General features: G+C 61.7%; 10 protein-coding genes and 1 pseudogene. 8 read left to right on the top strand and 3 right to left on the bottom strand.

The features are described 5' to 3' along the window. Positions 1-27 precede the first annotated feature (27 nt). Both ACURWW_RS00895 and ACURWW_RS00900 read right to left on the bottom strand, forming a co-directional pair. Positions 28-3,069 carry a hybrid sensor histidine kinase/response regulator gene (locus tag ACURWW_RS00895; protein ID WP_445615127.1) on the bottom strand — a complete coding sequence of 1,014 codons (3,042 nt, stop codon included), beginning with the start codon at positions 3,067-3,069 and terminating at the stop codon, positions 28-30. A 229-nt stretch (positions 3,070-3,298) separates the two neighbouring features. Further along, a complete protein-coding gene (locus ACURWW_RS00900) occupies positions 3,299-3,859 on the bottom strand; it encodes a TMEM165/GDT1 family protein (RefSeq protein ID WP_445615128.1) in 561 nt (186 codons plus the stop codon). Between the two features lie 302 nt (positions 3,860-4,161). Between ACURWW_RS00900 and coxB the strand changes: the two genes are divergently transcribed. From coxB to ACURWW_RS00940, 8 genes and pseudogenes are all read left to right on the top strand, one after another. Beyond that, the gene (gene coxB, locus ACURWW_RS00905) at positions 4,162-5,196 is read left to right on the top strand and encodes a cytochrome c oxidase subunit II (RefSeq protein WP_445615129.1); all 1,035 of its coding nucleotides are present in this window, start codon (positions 4,162-4,164) and stop codon (positions 5,194-5,196) included. After that, complete coding sequence (gene ctaD / locus ACURWW_RS00910; RefSeq protein ID WP_445615130.1) at positions 5,193-7,709, top strand: cytochrome c oxidase subunit I; 2,517 nt, start codon at positions 5,193-5,195, stop codon at positions 7,707-7,709. Before coxB ends, ctaD begins: the two co-directional genes overlap by 4 nt. Further along, positions 7,706-8,113, top strand: coding sequence for a hypothetical protein (locus tag ACURWW_RS00915; RefSeq protein ID WP_445615131.1), 408 nt, complete (start codon positions 7,706-7,708; stop codon positions 8,111-8,113). The genes ctaD and ACURWW_RS00915 overlap by 4 nt, the downstream gene beginning before the upstream one ends. 10 nt (positions 8,114-8,123) lie before the next feature. Next, a complete protein-coding gene (locus ACURWW_RS00920; protein ID WP_445615132.1) occupies positions 8,124-8,747 on the top strand; it encodes a cytochrome c oxidase assembly protein in 624 nt (207 codons plus the stop codon). Continuing rightward, positions 8,728-9,912: a c-type cytochrome gene (locus tag ACURWW_RS00925; protein ID WP_445615133.1), complete on the top strand. Its 1,185-nt coding sequence runs from the start codon at positions 8,728-8,730 to the stop codon at positions 9,910-9,912. Before ACURWW_RS00920 ends, ACURWW_RS00925 begins: the two co-directional genes overlap by 20 nt. A 118-nt stretch (positions 9,913-10,030) precedes the next feature. Next, positions 10,031-11,290: an NAD(P)/FAD-dependent oxidoreductase gene (locus tag ACURWW_RS00930; protein WP_445615134.1), complete on the top strand. Its 1,260-nt coding sequence runs from the start codon at positions 10,031-10,033 to the stop codon at positions 11,288-11,290. 333 nt (positions 11,291-11,623) lie between these two features. Next, positions 11,624-11,791 (top strand): annotated as a pseudogene (locus ACURWW_RS00935) (cation:proton antiporter); the annotation flags it as partial. Positions 11,792-11,931: 140 nt separating this feature from the next. Then, positions 11,932-12,942, top strand: a complete 1,011-nt coding sequence (locus ACURWW_RS00940; protein WP_445615135.1) for an NAD-binding protein — start codon at positions 11,932-11,934, stop codon at positions 12,940-12,942. A 265-nt stretch (positions 12,943-13,207) separates the two neighbouring features. Here the strand turns inward: ACURWW_RS00940 and ACURWW_RS00945 are convergent, their stop codons facing one another. After that, positions 13,208-14,938, bottom strand: coding sequence for a potassium/proton antiporter (locus tag ACURWW_RS00945; protein ID WP_445615136.1), 1,731 nt, complete (start codon positions 14,936-14,938; stop codon positions 13,208-13,210). Between the last annotated feature and the right edge of the window lie 60 nt (positions 14,939-14,998).

Here is a 14,998-nt window from a genome sequence, read left to right on the forward strand (position 1 = left end):
GGAGCTGCTCGCCGGGGCTCGCCGCAGTCAGCTCTCCAGGTCTCCGCTGAGAAGCTTCTCCACGGTACTCAGATCCACCGGTTTCACAAGGTGGAAGTCAAATCCAGCTTCCCGGGAGCGACGCCGATCCTCGTCCTGGCCCCACCCGGTAAGGGCCACCAGGCACATGTGTTCGCCCCACCGGTGCTCACGGATGCGACGCGCCACATCATAGCCATTGAGCTTGGGCATACCGATGTCCAACAGCGCAACATCCGGTCGGAAGCTTGCGGCGATGCCCAGAGCTTCCAGTCCGTCCTGTGCCGTTTGCGTTTCGTTGCCGAGCAGTTCCAGCATGGTCGCCATACTCTGGGCGGAGTCCTCATTGTCATCGGCCACCAGGACGCGCCGTTTGGTCCGCGCATCGGGAGCCTTGGGAACCGGCGCGCCGGGATCACCCACTTCCGCCTCCACCACTGGCAGCCGCACCACGAATTCGCTGCCCAGTCCGATCCCGTCACTGTGGGCCTGGACGCTCCCGCCGTGCATTTCAACAAGTCCCCGCACCAGCGAAAGACCGATACCCAGGCCGCTGTGAGTGCGTTCCAGTGTCGGGTCGCCCTGAGTGAACATGTCAAAGACCTGCCCCAGCATTTCCGGCGCGATTCCTATACCGTTATCGCGCACGCAGAACTCGGCCTCATGGTCCCGCGCTTCCACGATCAGCCAGATTTTACCGCCCCGCTCGGTAAATTTGCCCGCATTGTTGAGCAGATTGGAGAACACCTGGGACATCCGCGTCGGGTCGGCGCTCACGTACAGCGGCTCGTTCGGTAGGCTCACTGTGAGAGTGTGGCCCATGGCTTCAATGGCGGGCCGACTGGTTTCCACCGCCTGCTCCACCACGCTGGCGAGCGGCACACGCTTCTTGTGCAGTACAATTTTCCCGCGGCTGATCCGACTGAGGTCGAGCAGATCATCGATGAGCCGAACCATGTGCTCGAGCTGCCGCTCCATCATGGCACGCGCCCGATCGACCGATTCCAGGTTCTCGCTGGCGAGCCGCATGATCTCCAGGCCGTTGCGCAGGGGCGCCAGCGGGTTGCGCAGTTCGTGGGCCAGGGTCGCGAGAAAATCGTTCTTGCGCTGATCCGCCTGCTTGAGCGTTTCCTCCACCACGCGTTGCTCGGTAATGTCGGTGTGCGTGCCCAGCCAGCGGGTTATTCGCCCCCGTAGATCGCGTATGGGTTGCGCCCGGGACAAAAACCAGCGGTACTGTTCGTCCCGTCTGCGCAGCAGGTAGATATCTTCCCATTCCTCTCCACTCTCCCAACACTGCTGCATCCGGCGAACCACCCGGTCCCGGTGCTGAGGATGGATCAGTTCGGTCCAGCCCCAGCCCTGGGCGTCTTCCGTACTCACCCCGGTGTATTCCTGCCAGCGCCGGTTGAACCAGAACACCCATCCGTGCGGATCCGCCATCCAGGACAACTGGGACATGTTGTCCGCAAGAGTCCTGAACAGCCCCTCGCTTTCCCGCAAACTGTCCTCCATGTGACGGCGCTCATCGACGTCGATAACGCAACCGATGAATCCGAGAAACTCGCCGTGCTGGCTGCCAAAGCGGGGCCGCCCCTTGTCGAGTACCCATCGGTACTCCCCGTCCGCGCGGCGCGCGCGGTAATCGAACTGAAAAGCTTCCCGGGTCTGGTAGGCGCCGAAAAACAGCTCCTTGCACCGCTCGAGGTCCGCGGGGTGAACGGCCGCCAACCATCCCATCCCCAGCGCGGATTCTTCGTTCTGGCCCGTATAGTCAAACCAGCCCCGTGACAGGAAAACCGTCGAGGCGTCGGAGTTTGTCAGCCACAAAATAACCGGGGCGTCGTCCGCCAGCATGCGCAGTTTGCTTTCGCTTCCGCGCAGGGCTTCCTCGGCCAGATGCTGTTCATGGACGTCCAATGCCGCTCCGTACCAGCCGGAGATCGCTCCCTCCGAGTCAAGGATGCGAACGGCCTTGAAATGGTGCCAGCGGTAGTGGCCATCGCGGCGCAGGTAGCGGACCTCACCGGTGTACTCCTGGCCCGTAAGAACGCAGTGTTCCCAGAATTTGCGGGTCGGCTCCACGTCATCGGGATGGATCAGGCTCAACCAGCCGAAGCCCCTTGCCTCCTCCGGGCTCTGGCCGGTGTACTCGACCCAGCGGGGATTCACATACACCACGTAGCCGTCTTCGCGGCTGGCCCACACAAGAGTCGGCACCGCCTCCGCCAGTTGTCGGAACCTGTGCTCGCTTTCCCGCAAGGCTTCCTCGCCCATTTTGCGTTCAGTGATGTCCATATTCACGCCATACAGGCGCAGGGCCTGGCCATCGTCGTTGCGCTCGATGCGCCCGGTGTCGAGAATCCAGCGCAGGCCCCGTCGGGGGTGGCGAATCCGGTATTCCTGCTGATACTCCGTATCAGCGGACGCAAGGCGCTGTTGCAGGGTTTCCTGCAGTCGCTCGCGGTCACCGGGGTGCACCCGCTCCAGCCAGGCTTCCACATTGGGAAGCACATTGCCCTCATAACCGTAAAGGTTGGCGAGCTCCGCACTGGCAGTGGCGCGGCCGCTTAAAAGGTCCACGCTCCAGGCGCCGGCCCGGGCCGCCTGCAAAGCGAGGTGAAGTCGCTCTTCGCTTTCGCGCAGAGCCAGTTCCATTTGTTTGCGGGCGGTAATGTCGACGCCGGAGGCCTGGAACTCCCGGGGAATCCCCCGCGAGTCGAAGCTCACCGCGCGGGCCGTCCAGAGTACCCACAAAGTCCCCCGAGGCGTAATTACCCGATTCTCGAAGGATGTTTCGGCAGCCGTGGGGCGCAGTGAAAGAAGCAACTCCCTGACGTGTTCGCAGTCCTCATCCGGAAGCAGATCGAAGCAGCTGGAACCGCGCAGCGCTTCGGCGGGTACACCGCGAGCCCGGGCGTAGGCGCCATTGACGAATACAATGGAACCGTCGGCTCGGAAGCGACACACCAGTTCAGTCTGATTCTCGACAATGGCGCGGTAGTGCGCGCTGCTCTTCGCCTGAGCTGCACCGGCCCGTTTACCTCCCACCCCAATCTCCCTGGAACGACGCCCGGTCCGGGTTGCCTGTGACAACCCCGCCAGCCGGGCGGATTTGAGACATGGATCACGGAAAACTCATGCAAGGAAATGCCCATCACTGGGGAGCTGACACGCTTTCATTGCACGATGCGGCGCGGACTGCGTCGAATCGACAGGTCGTTCATTTCGAGTGTGCCGGCGCCGGCGAGCAGGGTGAAAGAGACGAATATGGGCGAGACTAAATCCAGTTGGCGCAGACCGCGATGCCCAGAGCCGCAAAAATCGCGGCGGCAACCGTGTGAACTGCGCGAATGGAGATCCGGTCGGCAATCTGGTGCCCCACAAGCACGGCAGGAACATTGGCGATCATCATCCCCAGAGTAGTTCCCGCAACCACAGGCAGAAAAGCTGAATACTGGGCGGCCAGTGCCACCGTGGCAATCTGGGTTTTGTCGCCCATTTCCGCGAGGAAAAAGGCGACGATGGTAGTGACGAGCACACCATAGCGGGCCAGGCTGGCCTCATCCTCGTCCAGCTTGTCGGGAATCAGGACCCAAACGGCCATGGCAAGGAAGGAGATCCCCAGAATCCAGCGCAGCGTCTCCGGGCTCACCAGAGTGGTGATCCAGGCGCCGACGGCGCCTGCGAAGCCGTGGTTGACGACCGTCGCAAACAAGATACCGATGATGATCGGTAGAGGGCGACGAAATTTCGCCGCCAGCACAAATGCGAGCAATTGGGTTTTATCGCCAATCTCGGCCAGCGCGACGATGCCGGTCGAGAGAATGAAAGCTTCCATGGAGCCCTGCGGGGAAATTCAAACGGGCGCGGATGATAACGGATCAGGTAAGGATTTTCCAGGCGCCACTGACGAGGGGAGGCGCCCCGAAACGAGCCCCCTTCTACAGCCCAAGGGGAACAACATTCGGCCGCCGGAACTCACAACTGCGGACCTGCCGGGCCGCACATGGATGATCGCGAATCAAGCGCCTGGGTACTTGATTGGTCATGGAGGGTTGCGGACATGCACGGCATCGGAAAAGTCCAGGACGGGCTTGTTCAACGGGCCGCTCTCAAAAGGATGGCTCAGAGGAGTGATCCGTGAAGGGCAGCGCCGGTTCTTGCCTGTGCCCGCCTGGCCTCACCTGCCGCAGGGCCATTCCGTCTTTACTGCTGATCAGCACGCTTGCCGGCCTTCACGGGTGCGACGGACCGCAGTCCGCGCTGGCACCTGCCGGGGTCGAGGCCGGGCAAATCGCGAACCTGTTCTGGGTCATGACCATCGCAGGCGGCCTGATCTGGGTAGCCGTCATGGTTCTGGTGGTGTACGCCACCCGGCCCCGACAGCGCGCGCGATTCCATCCCCGCAGTACCCGCTGGTTGATCGTCGGGGCCGGCGCTGTTTTCCCGACTCTGGTTCTGGGGGCACTGCTTTCCTACGGTCTGAAACTGCTACCCGCCCTGCGCGACCCCGGGGACGTTGCCCTGCATATCACGGTGTCGGGGGAGCAATGGTGGTGGCGGGTACGTTACCAACTGGACAACGACGAGAGCGTCGAGCTTGCCAACGAGATCCGCCTGCCCGTGGGGAAGAAGGTGGAGTTCGAGTTGGAAAGCTCGGATGTCATCCATTCCTTCTGGGTTCCCTCACTGGGTGGCAAGGTGGACATGACCCCGGGCCGCCGCACCCGTCTCGTCCTGCAACCCACAAAGACCGGAACATTTCGTGGCGCGTGTGCGGAATACTGCGGCGCCTCCCATGCCTATATGATGTTCGACGTGGTGGTAACCACGGAACAGGAGTTTCGGACCTGGCTCGACCGACAACAGGAGCCCGCATCCGAGCCCTCCAGCGAAATCGCGCGTCGGGGACAAATCCTATTTGTAGCCAACGGCTGCGGCGCCTGTCATCAAGTTCGTGGTACCCGAGCCCGCGGGCGCATCGGGCCGGACCTGACCCACGTGGGCAGTCGGTTGCGCGTGGGCGCGGGCATGATGCCATCGACACCGGAATCCTTTGAACGCTGGATTTCTGAAACGGAACATATCAAACCCGGCGTGAAAATGCCGTCCTTCGGCATGCTGCCGGAGGATCAGATCACCGCAATCGCCCATTACCTCAGCGAGTTGCAATGACGGACTTCTCCACGGACGGATCAAAAGCAGCGCAGGATGCCCAGGCCCGACGTCTCGCCGCGCCGTGGGAAGCGCCGCGCGGCTGGCGCTACGGGTCCGCCGTCAACAATTCCCACGTGGGGCTCTGGTATACGGCGGTCGCATTTGTATTTTTTCTGTTTGCCGGTGTGCTCGCCCTGCTGATGCGAGTTCAGCTTGCGGTTCCAGAGAACGACTTTCTCTCCGCCGATACCTACAACCAGGTGTTCACCCTGCACGGCTCGGTGATGATGTTCCTGTTCGGCGTTCCAATGTTCGAAGCCTTTGCCATCCTGATTCTGCCCCAGATGCTGGGGGCCCGGGACCTGCCCTTCCCTCGCCTGTCCGCCTACGGTTTCTGGTGTTTCGTGATTGGCGGTGTTTTTGTCTGCGGCTCGATCTTCTTTGACGCGGCGCCCAAGGGCGGCTGGTTCATGTATCCACCGCTCACAACTCAGTACCAACAAGGCGTGGGCGCCGACATCTGGTTGCTGGGGCTTTCATTCATTGAAATTGCGTCCCTTGCGGCCGCCGTGGAGCTCATCGTCGGTGTTCTCAAAACACGACCTCCAGGCATGCGCATCAATCTGATGCCTCTTTACGCCTGGTACATCCTGGTGGTGGGCGCCATGATTCTTTTTGCCTTCCCGCCGCTGATTGCGGGGGACGTGCTCTTCGAGTTGGAGCGGGCCCTGGGCTGGCCCTTCTTCAACCCGGACAAGGGCGGCGACCCCCTGCTCTGGCAGCACCTGTTCTGGATCTTCGGGCACCCCGAGGTCTACATCATTTTCCTTCCGGCCATCGCGCTGATCGCCATGATGCTGCCCACGTTCGCCCGACGCCCCGTCGTGGGCTATAGCTGGATCGTCCTCGCCGCGGTGGGAACCGGATTCATCAGCTTCGGCCTGTGGGTTCACCACATGTACACCACGGGAATCCCCGCTATTTCCCTCGCGTTCTTTTCTGCCGCCTCGGAGGCGGTGGCCATCCCCACGGGCGTGCAGATATTCTGTTTTCTCGCCACCGCACTGGCCGGCCGCTTTGTGCGCAGTGTGATTACCTTGTTTATTATCGGCGCGTTGGCGATTTTCATTCTGGGCGGGCTGACCGGGGTCATGGTGGCCATCGCCCCCTTTGATTTTCAGGCCCATGACAGCTATTTCGTGGTGGCCCATCTCCACTATGTTCTGATCGGGGGAATGCTCTTTCCGGTGGTGGCCGGGCTGTTTTACTTTTTCCCGATTGTGAGCGGCAAACTGCTATCGGAGCGCTCCGGGCGTTTGGCTTTCTGGCCAATGTTCATCGGTTTCAACGTGGCCTTCCTGCCCATGCACTTCACCGGGCTCTCGGGGATGCCCCGTCGTGTATTCACCTACGGGGCGGACACGGGTTTCGGCACGCTCAACTTTGTATCCACCCTCGGCGCATTCCTGTTTGCGGCCGGAATCGCCGTGCTGGTTTACGAAGTACTTCGTCCTGGCAAGCAACGCAGCCCGCGCAACCCCTGGCAGGCAGGAACCCTGGAATGGCTGGCGGAGATGCCCGGCCGAACCTGGGGCGTCCGTTCCATTCCCCGGGTAACCAGTCGCTACCCCTTGTGGGACCAACCCGCTCTCATGGCGGATGTGGATGCGGGCCGCTACTACCTGCCGGACGCGGAAGAAGGGAAGCGGGAGACCCTGATCACCACCACCATCGACGCGAAACCCATTCAGTGTCTGCGCGTTCCGGGGCCGAGTTTCCAATGCATGATTGCGGCGGCATTCACCGGGGGCGCGTTCATCTTCGCCACCTACAAGTGGTACACAGCGGCCGGTGTCAGCGCACTTCTGGCGCTGTTCACTATCCTCTGCTGGCTCTGGACCGGCACCGGAAAGATTCCGGAAAAACCCCGCAAGCATGTGGGACTGGGTACAGAACTGCCCCTTTATGCCTCCGGGCCAGCGTCCGTGGGATGGTGGGCCACGTTCATAACCATGATCGGCGACATGAGCGCCTTCCTCAGCCTTGTGTTTGGCTACTTCTTCTTCTGGACAGTGCATGAGGAGTTTCCGCCGGCGAACAGTCCAGGGCCGGGTCTCTTTTGGCCTCTGCTGGCGGCAGGGTTCTTGCTCGGAGCGTGGTTGCTGACCCTGGCCGCCGCCCGCTGCAACAAACGGGACCGGTCGGCAGGCTTTTACGGGACGCTGCTGGCCGCGGTCATCCTGAACATCAGCGGAATGTACTCACTTTTTGCGGGTCCCTGGCACAACGCGCTGATCGCGTCCGAACACGCCTACCCGGCCACTGTTTGGGTGCTGGTCATCTGGACTCTGCTTCACCTGGGCATTGGTTTGATCATGCAACTGTACTGCATCGCCCGCCGTGCGGCCGGCGCCATGACGGGCCAGTGGGACACGGACATCCGGAATGTCAGCCTGTACTGGCACTTCATGGCACTTACGGTGGTGATCACGGTTTCGGTTATTGCCCTTTTCCCGCTGGTGCAAACATGACGCGGGAAGAAGGCGCGAGCACTCCCCAATCCTCCCTTTCGGAGCAGAAGGAGAGCCTCTGGCTGCTGGTAATCAGCCCGACCATCTGGGCGCTGCACTTCGTGCTCTCCTATGTAACTGCGGCCATCTGGTGTGCAAAGTCAGTCGAACATTCAGGTCCGTTGGGCACTGCACGAACCGCCGTCGCCATTTACACCCTGGTGGCTGCACTCGGCGTTACGGCGGTCGCATGGCGGGGTCTGCGCAAAATGCGACGGGGTGCGATTACCCCGCCCTTCGACGACGACTCTCCGCTGGAGCGCCACCAGTTCCTGGGCTGGGCAACGGTGTTGCTGTCCGGTCTGAGTCTGGTGGCAATCGTGTACGCGGGACTGGGGGCGCTGTTCATCGAAACGTGCTGGTGATGGAGGGGCCATGGAGCGGATGATATTTGGCATTGGTGCCGGATTGCTGGTTCTGACCTGGCTGGGGCCGCTGCCCCACCTGGCCCGCCACTCGTTCGCCTCCCACATGACAATGCACGTGCTGGTCCTCTGCGTCTGCGCCCCGATGCTGGCTCCGTTCGCGCGCCGCTTCCTTCCTCTGGGCGGGCGCTATGCCGCGCTGCTGGCTGCCGCCTTCGAGCTTGTGGTGGTGTGGGCGTGGCACCTGCCTCGTTTGCACGCTGCAGCCCGGCACGATTTGTCGGGCTTCGCACTGGAACAGGCCAGCTATCTGCTGGCCGGACTGGCGGTCTGGGGCTCGGCATTTGCAGACCGCTCACCCGCAGGGCGGGCCCGCGGCGTTGCAGGGTTGTTGCTGACCGTCATGCACATGACTCTGCTGGGTGTTCTGCTGGCCCTTGCAGGCCGGACTCTGTATCTACACCCGGTTGCAGCATCGCCGCTGGGACTGACGGCGATGCAAGACCAGCAACTGGGAGGCGTCATCATGTTGCTGGTGGGGGGCTGCAGCTATTTAGTGGGAGCACTTTATCTGCTGAGTCGGCTCTTGCAGGACCCCGCCACGGAGGAGCTTCATGTTCCGGGCGCTCGCTAGAGGCTTTCGATGGGTGGACCGCTGGCAGACTCGACTGAGCCTGTGGCAGCGTGGTCTCAGCTGGCTGCTGTTTTTCGGACTCATGTTCGCCACGGGAGGCTTTTTGTTCATCTGGCTCGGCTTTGCGCCTATCGCCGCCAGCTCGGGGCATTGGGATGTTACGAACTGGTTGCTCCATTTCGCCATGCGCAGGGGAGTCGAAGCGCGAACGGGCAATATCGATGTGCCGCCTCTCGAAGATTCCGGGCTGATCATCAAGGGAGCCGGCCACTATGCAACCGGTTGTGCTCCCTGTCATGGCGCGCCGGATCAATTGCCCTCATTCGTGACCCAACAAACCACTCCGCAGCCGCCCTACCTTGCGCCCAAGATTCAGCACTGGGAGCCACAACAGCTGTTCTGGATCGTGAAGCACGGGGTCAAGTTCACGGCCATGCCCGCATGGCCGGCTCTGGAGCGGGACGACGAGATCTGGGCCATGGTGGCCTTCCTAGGAGCCCTGCCCTCCCTTACGCCCGCTGTATATCAGGACCTGGCCTACGGCTCGCCGCGGGAGGCGGAGGCCCGCACGGATGCCAATCCCTCTCGCGTCCGGGCTCTGGTGGACCCGGCAGGGTCGGCGCTTGCGAACTGTCAGCGGTGCCATGGGGAACAGGGGGAAGGACGGGGAGACGGCGCCGTTCCCCAACTGGCCGGACAACATCAGGAGTACCTGCTGGCCAGCCTCAAGGCTTATGCCGAAGGCAAACGCCATAGCGGGATCATGGAGCCGGTGGCGGCGGGACTCAACGATTCCACCCTGGTGGAACTGGCGACCCACTTCGCAGGCCTGCCGCCAGGCACAGCAACAACACCGACCGATCCAGAGAGCGTCGCGCAGGGTGCCAGAATCGCGCTGCAGGGCATTCCCGAACAGGGCATTCCCGCCTGCGCCGGCTGTCACGGCCCGGGCCCCGGCCCACGCAATCCGTTTTACCCCAACCTGTCCGGCCAGGGCGCAAGTTACCTGAGCCTGCAGTTACAGTTGTTCAAAGCGGGCCTGCGCGGTGGCAGCCCCTATGCCCACATCATGGAAAGCATTGCACCCCGTCTGGAGGAGGCACAAATGGAGGATGTCGCGGCCTACTACTCGAGCATCGAGAGCAGCGGAGCCGGGAATCCATAACGGCCGCTTGCTTCGCCGTTACCCCATCGCGACGCGCCGACCTTCCGGCCACCGCTGAACCTCGGGCCCACAGAATCCTCCAAACGGTTAAACGTTGTCCCCACCAAACGGCTAACCCATGGCACATATCGTCATTCTCGGCGCGGGCCTCGGCGGTCTGTCGACCGCCTTCGAACTGCGCCACAAACTGGACCGGGGCCATCGGATCACAGTGGTCAGCACGGATGGCCGGTTTCAGTTTACTCCATCCAACACATGGGTCGCAGTGGGCTGGCGCGAGCCCGGCGAGACAACCCTCGGCGTGGAGCCCGTTCTGAGCAAACACCATATTGACTTCGTGCCCAGCGCCGCCATGACCATCAATGCAGCGGCGCGGCTGGTCACTCTCGCCAACGGCCAGCGGCTCGACTATGACTTTCTTGTAATCGCCACGGGCCCGAGACTGGCATTCGACGAGGTGCCGGGTGCAGGGCCGGAGGCCCACACTTTGTCCCTGAGTACCGTGGACCATGCAGCGCGGGCGTTCGCCGCGTACCGGAAATTTCTGGACGAACCCGGCCCCGTGGTGATCGGCGCCCTGCTAGGGGCCGGCTGCTTCGGACCGGCCTACGAGTACGCGTTTTTGCTGGACAGAGACCTGCGCAAGCGCAAGATGCGCAGCCGGGTACCCCTGACTTTTGTGACCTGCGAGCCCTTCCTTGGGCACCTGGGGCTTGGGGGCGTGGGCGATTCCAGGGAACTGCTGGAGGCGCAATTTCGCGACCGTGACATCCGCTGGATGACGAATACGCGCGTCCGCCGCGCGGACCACCAGATGCTTCATTGCGAAGAAATGAACCGCAAGGGCGGAGTGGAACACGCGCAAGACCTGCCCTTCAAACTCGCCATGATGATGCCTCCGTTGCGGGGAATCGATCCGGTGGCCCGCGTCGAAGGACTCTGCGATGCCGACGGTTTTGTGTTAGTCGACGACCACCAGCGCAGCCCCGCGCATCCCGCAATTTTTGCAGCCGGTGCCTGCGTTGCAGTTCCAACAGTGGAACAGACCCCCGTGCCCACGGGCGCGCCAAAAACCGGGTACATGATCGAAGCCATGGCCAGCGCTGTCGCCGACAACATCAGCCTCGTCATCAAGGGCGACTCCCCCTCAACTCAGCCGGACTTGAATGCCCTTTGTTTCATCGACTCGGATGATGCCGGCATCGCTGTCGTGGCAATACCTCAGATTCCGCCACGCACCAATAGCTGGGTGTACCGGGGCAAGTCGGTACATCAGGCAAAGATCGCTGCAGAAAGATATTTTCTCAGCCGGATTCGTCATGGGTCCGCCACGCCTGTTTACGAGCGCCACGTGCTGAAAACCCTGGAGCGACATTAGGGTTCACCCGACCTAAAGCAGCGGTTCGAGAGCATCACTGCGAAGCTGGACCGGCTCAGACCGTGGCGCGGGAAACCCGTCATCGGGTATCCTGCAGCCTCACCCTGAGCTGCAACCGGGAACTTCAAGTGATCGCCGATTTGCTCGACGCTTCCACGTCTACGAACTGACTGCCCTGCTCACTCTGGCTGCCTTTGTCGGATTTCTGGGCCTTATGCTGCGTCAACCGATGGTTGTCAGCTTCATCGCCGTGGGCGTGCTGGCCGGACCATCCGTTCTCGATCTGGTCCAGTCGCGGGAAATATCGACCTCCTGGCGGAGCTGGGCATCGCCGTGCTGCTTTTTCTGGTCGGGCTGAAGCTGGATCTGAAACTGATTCGCACCCTGGGCGCTGTCTCGCTCGCGACGGGTCTGGGTCAGGTTGCGTTCACATCCCTGATCGGTTTGCTGATCTGCCTCGCGCTGGAACTGGACATGGTGAGCGCATTGTATGTAGCCGTTGCCCTCACCTTTTCCTGGATCATCATTGTGGTCAAACTGCTGAGTGACAAGTGCCGACTCACTGCACGGTCGCATCGCCATCGGCTTTCTGATCGTCCAGGACCTTGTGGTGGTCCTCGTCATGATCGTGCTCTCCACCATTGGAATCGGCGGCGAGTCAGAAGGCAGCAGCGCCACAGCATCAACTGGGGCTCAGTAAGGAACTGGGTGGCCTGCTTGCGGGTATTTCCCTCGCCTCCACTCCCTTCCGGGAAGCCATCATCGCAAGACTGGCGCCGCTGCGGGACTTTCTGCTGCTCTTCTTCTTTATCGCTCTGGGAACTCAGCTTGATCTGGGCCTGCTCGGAGCCCAGGTGGGTCCAGCGCTCCTGCTGTCGGTTTTCGTGCTGATCGGCAATCCCCTGATCGTGATGATTATCATGGGCGCAATGGGATACCGGAAGCGGACCGGCTTCCTCGCCGGCCTCACGGTCGCTCAGATCAGTGAGTTCTCTCTCATATTCGTCAGCATGGGGCTGACCCTGGGCCATCTGCAAACCGAAGCGCTCGGACTGGTGACACTGGTGGGCCTGATCACCATTGCCTTGTCCGTCTACATGATCACCTACTCCCACCACCTTTACCAATGGCTGGAACCCGCCCTGGGACTGTTTGAGCGTCGCGTGGCCTATCGCGAAGAAGCGATCGACGACTTCGCGGCACCGGATTCACATCACGACCTGGTGCTGATCGGCCTCGGCCGTTATGGGACGGCCATCGCGAAGCACTTCTACGAGGAGAATCTGCGCATACTGGCGGTGGATTTTGATCCTGACAAGGTTCGACGGTGGCGCCAGCAAGGCTATGATGCGGTTTATGGAGATGCAAGCGATCCCGAATTTATCGAAAGTCTGAATCTCAGCAAGGTGCGCTGGGTCATTTCCGCATTGCCTCAGCACGACCTGGGGCTGACGCGTGAGGACTCTCGCGAGTCCTTGATCGACGGGCTGCGGATCCATGGTTACGGCGGGAAAATCGCCGTTTCGTCGCACAACCCGGACGATGTGCAACACCTTCTGGCCAAGGGCGCGGACCTGGTTCTGTCACCCTTCACAGACGCCGCCGAACTGGCGGTGGAGCGTATCCGCAGCAGCATGCGCAACGCCGCGTGAGTGATGCCCGGGCGACCGTAGGTTGGGTTAGCGGAGCGTAACCCAACAATACATCCGGCGGCGCACAGTCCAATGTTGGGTTTCGGCCTGCGGCCTAACTCAACCTACGGTCGAGGACGCGCATTGGGTGCTGGTCCGCTCGGTTTTGTAGGTTGGGTTAGCGAAGCGTAACCCAACAATCGGACCGCCGGGGAGCGGGTTTGGTGTTGGGTTACGGCCTGCGGCCTAACCCAACCTACGCCAGACCCAAGCGCGAGCGGCCCTGCTATGCAGCCGCCGGCAGAATTTTTAGCCCCACCTGGAAGATCTCGCCGCCGACAATCTGGCGTACAACGAACTCCACATTCCCCACCCTGACGCGATCACCCACCACCGGCTTGCCGTGATAGCGCCGGGCAATGAACTGAGCCAGCGTGTTGTCCCAGTTCTCCTTCGGGAGCGGCACCATGTAAAAGCCCGCAACATCCCTCAGGCGAGTGTCTCCACGCAACGAAAACTGCCCGAAAAATTCGCTGGCCCGCAGATAGTTGGCCGTGGGCAATTCCTGGAACAGCGGCGAAAGCTCCGCAAGGTCATGGGCCTGGGTCAGGAGTATCAGATAATCGTCGGGTTCCAGATCCGTATCGGCATCGGCGGCGAGCACATGCCCTCGCCGCACCACGCCCATCAATTTCGTACCTTCGGGCAGCGGCAGCTTCCTGACACGATAGGCGTCCGCGGCGCTTCCGGAATGAACGCGATAAGCCAGCAATTCCCAGCCGGGATGGTCGGGGATGCGCAGGCTGAGCTGCTGAAAGTCCTCCTGGTGGGGCGGCACTTCCAGGCGCAACCAGCGTGCGACCGGCGCGATGGTCCACCCCTGCAGACACAGTGAAAGCAGCACCACGAAGAAGGTGAGCTGGAAATAAGTGGCGCTGTTTTCGAGACCGGAAAGGAAGGGAAACAGCGCGAGAATAATCGGCACCGCCCCTTTCAGGCCAACCCAGCTGATAAACGCCTGCTCCTGCCAGGGGAATCGAAAAGGCAGCAGACACAGTGCGACAGCCACCGGACGGGCAATAAAAATAAGCACCAGAGCGACGATTATTCCAGGGTAGATGACTTCCAGAAGTGACGACGGTGTGACCAGCAGGCCAAGGATGAGGAACATTCCGATCTGGCTGATCCAGGCCATGCCATCGAGAAAACGCTGGATGTCGTGGCGATTATCCAGAGGGCGGTTGGCCAGCAGCAAACCGATCAGATAAACAGCAAGAAATCCGCTGCCGCCGGCAAGGCTGGTGAGGCTGAACACAGCAAGCCCTACGGACATGACCAACAGCGGGTAAAGGGATAAAGGCAGAGTCAAGCGGTTTACCAGCCAACCCAGCCCGACGCCGCCGGCGGCACCAAAGATTGCCCCCAGGCCCATCTGCTGCACGAAGTTCCCCACCAGCGCAAAGCCGGACAATTCGCCCTGCTCACTGAGCAGAGTCACCAGAGTAATGGTGAGAAAGATCGCCATCGGGTCGTTGGTGCCCGACTCGATCTCCAGAGTGGCCCCGCTGCGCTGCTTCAACTCCAGACCCGCCGCATGCAGCAAACCGAACACCGCGGCGGCATCTGTCGAGCCTACAATGGCGCCGACCAGAAAACCCTCGGTCCAGGGCCACCCCAGCGCCATGGCCGCCGCGGCACCGACAATCCCGGCTGTGATCGCCACGCCCACCGTTGCCAATGTCAGTGAAGGCGCCAGGCCCACCCGGAAGCTGCTCGCATGGGTGCGCGAGCCACCGTCCAGCAAAATGACGGCGAGCGCAAGGTTGCCGATCACGAAGGCCGTATTGAAATCGTCGAAGGAGATGCCACCGAAGCCTTCCTCACCGGCCAGCATGCCGAGAAGAAGAAACAGTAGGAGAGATGGAGCACCGACGCGTCGGGACACGATGCTTGTCATGATGCTCAGCGCCGTCAGTACGGCGCCAAACAAAATCACCTGGTACAAACCGTCCATCATAGGCGTTGGTCACATGCTCCGGGTTAGCAGGCTGTAGGGGGACTCTTTTCGACGGCCGGA

The organism is Gilvimarinus sp. F26214L (assembly GCF_054401055.1).

Excerpts from the sequence above, each read along its gene's own strand:
- ACURWW_RS00930 (WP_445615134.1), top strand. The coding sequence starts at position 10,031 with ATGGCACATATCGTCATTCTCGGCGCGGGCCTCGGCGGTCTGTCGACC.
- ACURWW_RS00925 (WP_445615133.1), top strand. The coding sequence starts at position 8,728 with ATGTTCCGGGCGCTCGCTAGAGGCTTTCGATGGGTGGACCGCTGGCAG.
- ctaD (WP_445615130.1), top strand. The coding sequence starts at position 5,193 with ATGACGGACTTCTCCACGGACGGATCAAAAGCAGCGCAGGATGCCCAG.
- ACURWW_RS00920 (WP_445615132.1), top strand. The coding sequence starts at position 8,124 with ATGGAGCGGATGATATTTGGCATTGGTGCCGGATTGCTGGTTCTGACC.
- ACURWW_RS00915 (WP_445615131.1), top strand. The coding sequence starts at position 7,706 with ATGACGCGGGAAGAAGGCGCGAGCACTCCCCAATCCTCCCTTTCGGAG.
- ACURWW_RS00900 (WP_445615128.1), bottom strand. The coding sequence starts at position 3,859 with ATGGAAGCTTTCATTCTCTCGACCGGCATCGTCGCGCTGGCCGAGATT.
- ACURWW_RS00945 (WP_445615136.1), bottom strand. The coding sequence starts at position 14,938 with ATGATGGACGGTTTGTACCAGGTGATTTTGTTTGGCGCCGTACTGACG.